We start from the raw sequence: 6,961 nt of genomic DNA, 5'->3' as shown, positions 1-6,961 counted from the left end.
CGGGTCCGGCGTTTGCTCCCGGCGCTGCGCGCCGGTCCGCGCCCCCGGTGGCATCGCTCGACTCGCCTGACGGCGAGTCGGGTCCGGCGTTTGCTCCCGGCGCTGCGCGCCGGTCCGCGCCCCCGGTGGCATCGCTCGACTCGCCTGACGGCGAGTCGGGTCCGGCGTTTGCTCCCGGCGCTGCGCGCCGGTCCGCGCCCCCGGTGGCATCGCTCGACTCGCCTGACGGCGAGTCGGGTCCGGCGTTTGCTCCCGGCGCTGCGCGCCGGTCCGCGCCCCCGGTCGCGTCGAAGTCCGCGTCGCGCTTCTCGACGAACGCGGTGCGCGCCTCGTCGGCGACGCCCCGCAACGTCAGCTCGTAGGTCAGGCCCTGCTCGAAGCGGTAGCTGCGGTTGACGTCGACCGGGTCGATGCCGTTGAGGGCCTCCTTGGCGCGGCGCAGGATCGTGGGTGACTTGGCCGCGAGCTGGCCCGCCACCTCGAGCGCCACGTCGCGGAGCTCGTCCCGCGCCACGACCGCACGGACGGACCCGAAGCGGTGCAGCTCCTCGGCGGTCGCGTTCTCGGCGAGGTAGAGCATGGCGCGCATGCGGTGCTCGGGAACGAGCCGGCTCAGGTGGGTCGCCGCCCCGAGCGCCCCGCGGTCCACCTCGGGCAGACCGAAGGTGGCGTCGTCGGAGGCGACGATGATGTCGGCGTTGCCGACCAGACCGATGCCGCCACCGAGGCAGAAGCCCTGGACCGCCGCGATGACCGGGACCTCGCACTCGTAGACCGCCTTGAAGGCGGCGTAGCAACCGCGGTTGACCCCGACGAGGGCGAGGTGGCCCTCGTCGGCTGCGAGCTCCTTGATGTCGACGCCCGCGCAGAAGCCCTTGCCCTCGGCCCGCAGGACGACCGCGCTGTCGGCCTGCTGGCCCGCGCGCGTGACCGTCTCGGCGAGCTCGAACCACGCGGCGACGGGCAGGGCGTTGACCGGCGGAAGGTCGATCGTCACCTCGGCGAACCCGTCGTCGTGCAACTGGAGCGTGATCGGCATCGTGGGCGAGTTCCCTGACACGGCGTCAGATGGCAAGCTAGCCCATCCATCTGGCCGGGAGACCCGTGGACGATCCGCTCGACCTCGCCGGTCGCATCGTGCTCGTCACCGGCGGGACGCGCGGCATCGGGCACGGCATCGCGACGCGGTTCGCGCAGGCGGGGGCGACGCTCGTCGTGTGCGGCCGGTCGGAGCCGGATGCCGACATCGTGGGGAGGTTCATCGCCGCGGACGTACGCGAGCCGGATGCGGTCGGGGCACTCGTCGGGACGGTCGTCGAGGACCACGGGCGGCTCGACGTCGTCGTGAACAACGCGGGCGGCTCTCCTCACGGCGCCGTCGCCGACGTCTCGCCTCGTTTCCTCGCGGCGATCATCGACCTGAACCTCACCGCGGCCCTGTACGTGGCGCAGCGCGCGAACGCGGTCATGCAGGGACAGGACGATGGCGGCTGCATCGTCAACATCGCGTCGCTGTCGGGGCTGCGGCCGTCGCCGGGGACGGCGGCGTACGGGGCGGCGAAGGCCGGGCTGCTCAACCTGACGCGCTCGCTGGCGATGGAGTGGGCGCCGAAGGTGCGGGTGAACGCGGTCAGCGCCGGCTACGTCGCGACCGAGCAGGCTGTGGAGCACTACGGCGGCGAGGATGGCGTGGCGCGGGTGGCAGCCACGGTGCCGCTGGGACGGATGGGCAGACCCCGAGACGTCGCCGATGCGTGCCTCTACCTCGCGTCGCCGATGGCCGCCTACGTCACCGGCGCGAACCTCGAGGTGCACGGTGGTGGTGAGCCGCCTCCGTTCCTCGCGGCGGCACGGGGCGAGTGATGCAGGCGCGGTATCCGCTCCGATCGAGAGGTGCCCGATGAGGTACGGCGTGACGCTTATGCTCACCGACCGCTCGATGCGGCCCGACGAGCTCGCGCGCGAGGTGGAGGCGCACGGCTTCGACAGCCTCTACCTCCCCGAGCACACCCACATCCCGACCGCCCGCGCGACCCCCGCCCCGATGGGTGAGCCGCTGCCCGAGTCGTACCAGCGCCTGCTCGACCCGTTCGTCGCACTGACCGCGGCCGCGGCTGCCACCTCGAGGTTGCGGGTCGGGACCGGGGTGTGTCTCGTCGCCGAGCGCGATCCCATCGTTACCGCCAAGGAGGTCGCGTCGGTCGATCTGCTGTCGGACGGTCGGTTCGTGTTCGGCGTCGGCTTCGGCTGGAACCGCGAGGAGCTGGCTCACCACGGGGTGGCGTACGAGGACCGGCGCGCCGTCGTGCTCGAGCGGCTGGCGCTGATGCGGGCCCTGTGGACGCAGGACGAGGCGTCGTTCGACGGCGAGCGCATCTCGCTCGAGCCGAGCTGGCAGTGGCCCAAGCCGGTGCAGTCGCCCCATCCGCCCGTGCTGTTCGGTGTCGGGGCGGGCGAGCGGTCGGTGCGGCTGCTGGTCGAGCACGCCGACGGCTGGATCCCGATCGGTGGGCGCGGCCTGACCGACGCGTTGCCCCGTGTGCGCGGCGCGCTGGAGGAGGCGGGGCGCGACCCGTCGAGCTTCGACGTGGTCCCCTTCGGCTCGACCCCCGACGTCGCCAAGTTCGACCACTTCCGCGACATCGGCTGCACCGAGGTCGTCACCAACCTGCCGTCCGGCGTCCGCGACGAGATCATGCCCGCCCTCGCCGCCGCCGCCGAGGTGGTGGGGGCCCTGCGCTGACCGCGTTGGCCGGACCCATGTAGGTACTTCGCCACCTCGTGGGTGGCGATGTACCTACACCGATGTCGTCGCGTCAGCTGCCGGGGGGTGGGACGGCGTCGTTGGCGTCGGCGGCGAGGCGCACCAGGCCGGCGTCCACGCCCTCGGGCAGCGCATCGAGCATCGCCTGCAGCTCGAACGCCCCGAGGTGCGACGAGCCGCGCAGCACCTCGGCCAGCGTGACCGCGGTCGCGGCGGTGGCGTAGCCGGGGCCGAGGGTCGCGATGTCGGTGACGGTCGCGGTCCGCTCGATCTCGGACACCTCGCGGGTGCGGGCGTCCTCCCAACGCAGGCGGACGGTGGCGACCGCCGCTTCCGCGGAAGCGCCCTCGGCCAGTACGAGCTCGTACATCGCGGTCACCTGGTGCCCGGCACCCACCTCGCCGGCGTCGACCTCGTCGTTGCGGAAGTCGTCGTCGGCGACGGCACGGTTGTCGTAGCCGATGAGGCGGTACTCGCGGACGGCTGCGGGATCGAACTCGACCTGGACCTTGGCGTCACGTGCGACGTGCACCAGGGTCGACTCGAGGCGATCGACGAAGAGGCGCTCGGCTTCCTCGCGGCTGTCGATGTAGAACGCGGTCCCGTTGCCATCGTTGGCGAGCTGCTCCATCAGGAAGTCGTTGTACTCGCCCTGGCCCACGCCGAGCGTGAGGAGGGTCAGGCCAGCGTCGACGCCGTCGCGGACCGTGTCGAGGATGGCGTCGGGGCCAGTCGCCCCGACGTTGGCAACGCCGTCCGACGCCAGAACGACGGCGTTGAGGCCGGGCGCCATGGCCTCACGTGCGACCTCGTAGCCCAGCTGCAGACCCGCTTCGGCGTAGGTCGAGCCGTTCGTCGTCAGGCCGGCGATAGCGGGGCTGATCGTGTCGGCCTCGGACAGGGGCACGGGACGGGTCACGAGGTTGGCGATGTCGCCGTAGGTGACGATGCCGATGCGGTCATCGGGGCGGAGCTGGTCGACGAGCAGGGTCAGTGTGTCCTTGACCGTCTGCAGCGGGGCTCCCTCCATCGACCCGGAGGTGTCGACGACGAACGTGAGGGTCGCGGGCGGCCGATCCTCGCGAGCGATCTCGGCGGTGTTCAACCCGACTCGGATCAGGGGGTGGGCCGGGTTCCACGGGGCCGGCGCGCCGTCGACGTGGATCGCCCACGTGTCGCCGTCGGCCGGGGCGGGGTAGTCGTAGCGGAAGTAGTTGACGAACTCCTCGGGGCGGACAAGCGATGTCGGCGGGCGCTGTCCGGTGCTGATCCACGACCGCGTCTGGGTGTACGAGGCGGTGTCGACGTCGGTCGCGAACGTCGACAGCGGATCGTCGGCGGCTGTGACGAACGGGGCGACGCCGGGGTCTTCGGTGTTGGTCGTGCGCGGCGGGTCGGTGTCGGGTTCCGGGGGCAGCGGTTCGATCGGCGGCAGTGGGCCGGTCGGGGCGACCGTTCCGCCCGTGGCAGCACCGGAACTCACCGCTGCGTCGTAGGACTCGACGACCCTCTCCTCGAGCACTGCGCGTTGCGCGCCGTCATCGCCGGCCGGGTCGGTCACGGCGCTGACCTGGTCGCTCGCCACGTCGTCACCTCCACATGCGGTCGCGATCGTCAGCGGGAGGGCGGTCAGGGCGATCAGTCGGCGGCGTCGCATCGTGGCTCCCTAGGCGTGTAGCCCGTGGGACGCCGCGGGGCGGGTCAGGGTTCCCGCCTTCGTCACGGTCGGACGATCAGCCGGAGGTGATAGCGCCCCAGCGGTGGCGGTCACGCAGGATGCCCAGCGCATCGTGCAGGGCGTGTTCGACGCGGGGCGCGTCGGTGAGGAACGCGGCCGTCACGACGGTGGTCGACGTCGGTGACGGACGGAACACCAGGACGCCAGCGGTGCGTCCGCGATCGCGTGCGAGCAGGGCTGGGCAGGCGTCGGCGGGGAAGCCTCCGGATGCTTCGACCACGTCGTCGTCAGCGACGCCGTCGCCGAGGAGCGTCCGCAGCCACGGGCGCTCGTCGGGGCGGAGGGGCCGCACGGTGACGTCGTCACGGTCGACTAGCGCGGGTCGGGGCGGTGGTTCGGGGCGGACGAGGCTGAAGCGCTCGAACAGCACGGGCTGGTCGTCGTCGAACGGGATGCCGACGGTCTCGGCTCGCCGCGTGAAGAACCGCAGGTGGGCGTCGCGCCAGTCCTCGAGCGTGCGGTCACCCTCACCTTCGTCCCACGCGAACGCGGGATCGGCCGCCCCGAACGGTGCCACCTCCACCTCGTCGGTGCGGATGACGCAGGCGGGACGGCCGTCGCCGTCGAGCACGATCCAGTGACGGCCCGGTGCCGGCAGGTCGTGAGCGTCCTCGTCGGCGAGCCAACCGGCGGTCGCCCGCTTGTCACCGTCGACGACGAGCCGTGCGAGCTTCTCGGCCATCTCGGGTGAGTCGCCGAACGCGAAGGCGTCGAGCACGTCCTCGTACCCGGTCGCATCGCGGAACTCGGCGGTGTACGCGGCGATCGCCTCGTCGTCGGGGTTCACGCCCGGACCCACTGCGGCAGGTGCAGCTCGCCCCGCCGTTCGAACACGGCCTCGACGGACTCGCCGATGACGATGCCGGCTGGATCGATCTCGTCGGGCGCCCCGCCCTCCTCGACGACGAGGTTGCCGACGAGACGGATGGTCGGGTCCTCGACGAGCGCGACGACGATCACGTTGTACGGGGCGAGCGCGGCGTAGGTCGGCAGCAGCGGCGGGTGCGCCACGACGTAGCTCCAGACAGTTCCACGCCCCGACACCTCCCGCCACCCGCGGTCGGTCGAGTTGCAGTGGGGGCACATCGGGCGGGGCGGGTGTCGCAGCGCCCCGCACGCCTCGCACGCCTGGATGGCGAGCACGTCGCGGGCGGTCGCCTCCCAGAAACCGGCCGACTCGTCGTCGACCTCGGGCACGAGCAGCTGGGGCCCTCCGGGCGTGTCCGTCGGCGCCTCCGGCACGGGCGTCACCTCCGCAGCAGCAGGGCGCTCGTGGGAACACCCTCGCCGGAGGTGACGATGCAGGTCTCGGCGCCTTCGACCTGTGAGGTCGACGTGCCCCGGAGTTGGCGAACGCCTTCGGTGATGAGGTTCATGCCGTGGACGTACGCCTCCGACAGTCCGCCGCCGGACGTGTTCGTGGGGAGGCGACCGCCGCGTCCGAGCGCCCCGTCCTCGGTGAAGGCGGCCCCCTCGCCGCGACCGCAGAAGCCGTAGCCCTCGAGCGACAGGATGATGAGCGGCGTGAACGCGTCGTAGAGCTGGGCGACGTCGATGTCGTCGGGACCGAAGTCGGCGTCGCGCCACAGCGCCTTGGCTGCGGCCCAGCTCGGTCCCTTCAGCGGGTCGTCGTTCCAGAAGTTGGTCATCGTGTGGTGCTGCGGTGGCAGTCCCTGACCGAAGCCGTGGACGTGGACGGGAGGATGGGGCAGGTCCTTCGCGCGATCGGCCGCGGTGACCACCACCGCCAGCGCCCCGTCGGTCTCGAGGCAGTTGTCGAACAGGCACAGCGGCTCGCTGATCATGCGTGCGGCGAAGTAGTCGTCACGGGTCATGGCGCGGTCGTGCATCACGGCGGCGGGGTTGCGGTTCGCGTGCTCGCGGGCGGCGATGGCGACGTTCGCGAGGTGCTCGCGGCTAGCTCCGTACTCGTGGATGTAGCGGCGCGTCAGCATCGCGACCTCGTCGACGGGGCGCAGCAGGCCCCACGGCCGCGTCCACTGTGCGGGTGTCCGCAAGCTGGACGGGTTGGTCCAGGGCCGCGGCCCCGAGCCGCGCTTCCGAGACCGCCACGCCACGCCGACCTTCGCCTGACCCGTCGCGACAGCCATCGCGAGGTGGCCGACCGTCGCGCATCCCGCCCCGCCCCCGTAGCCGACCTGGCTGAAGAAGGTGATGTCGCCGAAGCCGAGGTTCTTGGCGATCTGCACCTCGTTGTGGGTCTCGAGGGTGAAGCTGGAGAGCGCGTCGACCTCGTGCGGGGCGATGCCGGCATCGTCGAGCGCCACCTCGATGGCGGTGACGGCGAGCTCCTCCTCGGACGGTTCGAGGTGCTTGGCGAACGCCGTCGCCCCGATCCCCACGATCGCCGCCCGATCCTTCACCGCCGCGCTACCTCCACGCGCTGCAAGGTAGTGGGCGACTCCGGGACCGGACCCGATCCGCGCCGAGCGCCGGTC

The 6,961-nt window shown here is 72.1% G+C and carries 7 protein-coding genes; 2 read left to right on the top strand and 5 right to left on the bottom strand.

Annotation, left to right across the window (positions count from 1 at the left end; genetic code table 11):
• Positions 1 to 1,039: enoyl-CoA hydratase family protein (locus KY469_13940; GenBank protein ID MBW3664196.1), on the bottom strand; the 1,039-nt coding region annotated here is incomplete at its 3' end.
• A gap of 65 nt (positions 1,040 to 1,104) precedes the next feature.
• Here KY469_13940 and KY469_13935 point away from each other — a divergent pair.
• Positions 1,105 to 1,863, top strand: a complete 759-nt coding sequence (locus KY469_13935; GenBank protein ID MBW3664195.1) for an SDR family oxidoreductase — start codon at positions 1,105 to 1,107, stop codon at positions 1,861 to 1,863.
• 37 nt (positions 1,864 to 1,900) lie between these two features.
• The gene (locus tag KY469_13930) at positions 1,901 to 2,743 is read left to right on the top strand and encodes an LLM class F420-dependent oxidoreductase (protein ID MBW3664194.1); all 843 of its coding nucleotides are present in this window, start codon (positions 1,901 to 1,903) and stop codon (positions 2,741 to 2,743) included.
• Between the two features lie 73 nt (positions 2,744 to 2,816).
• On the opposite strand, the gene KY469_13925 is transcribed toward KY469_13930, so the two are convergent.
• The 4 genes from KY469_13925 to KY469_13910 all read right to left on the bottom strand — a co-directional run bounded on the left by KY469_13925 (position 2,817) and on the right by KY469_13910 (position 6,943).
• Positions 2,817 to 4,421 (bottom strand): von Willebrand factor type A domain-containing protein, encoded by a 1,605-nt coding sequence (locus KY469_13925; protein MBW3664193.1) that lies wholly within the window; start codon positions 4,419 to 4,421, stop codon positions 2,817 to 2,819.
• Positions 4,422 to 4,497: 76 nt separating this feature from the next.
• Entirely contained in the window at positions 4,498 to 5,289 is a 792-nt protein-coding gene (locus KY469_13920) for an ASCH domain-containing protein (protein MBW3664192.1), read from the bottom strand.
• Positions 5,286 to 5,705 carry an OB-fold domain-containing protein gene (locus tag KY469_13915; GenBank protein MBW3664191.1) on the bottom strand — a complete coding sequence of 140 codons (420 nt, stop codon included), beginning with the start codon at positions 5,703 to 5,705 and terminating at the stop codon, positions 5,286 to 5,288. Before KY469_13915 ends, KY469_13920 begins: the two co-directional genes overlap by 4 nt.
• Positions 5,706 to 5,749: 44 nt before the next feature.
• Complete coding sequence (locus tag KY469_13910) at positions 5,750 to 6,943, bottom strand: lipid-transfer protein (protein ID MBW3664190.1); 1,194 nt, start codon at positions 6,941 to 6,943, stop codon at positions 5,750 to 5,752.
• Positions 6,944 to 6,961: the final 18 nt, after the last annotated feature.

It is taken from the genome of Actinomycetota bacterium, from assembly GCA_019347575.1.
Classification (GTDB): Bacteria; Actinomycetota; Nitriliruptoria; order Nitriliruptorales; family Nitriliruptoraceae; genus JAHWKY01.
This window is presented reverse-complemented; position numbering and strand designations above follow the sequence as displayed.

Excerpts from the sequence above, each read along its gene's own strand:
- KY469_13930 (MBW3664194.1), top strand. The coding sequence starts at position 1,901 with ATGAGGTACGGCGTGACGCTTATGCTCACCGACCGCTCGATGCGGCCC.
- KY469_13925 (MBW3664193.1), bottom strand. The coding sequence starts at position 4,421 with ATGCGACGCCGCCGACTGATCGCCCTGACCGCCCTCCCGCTGACGATC.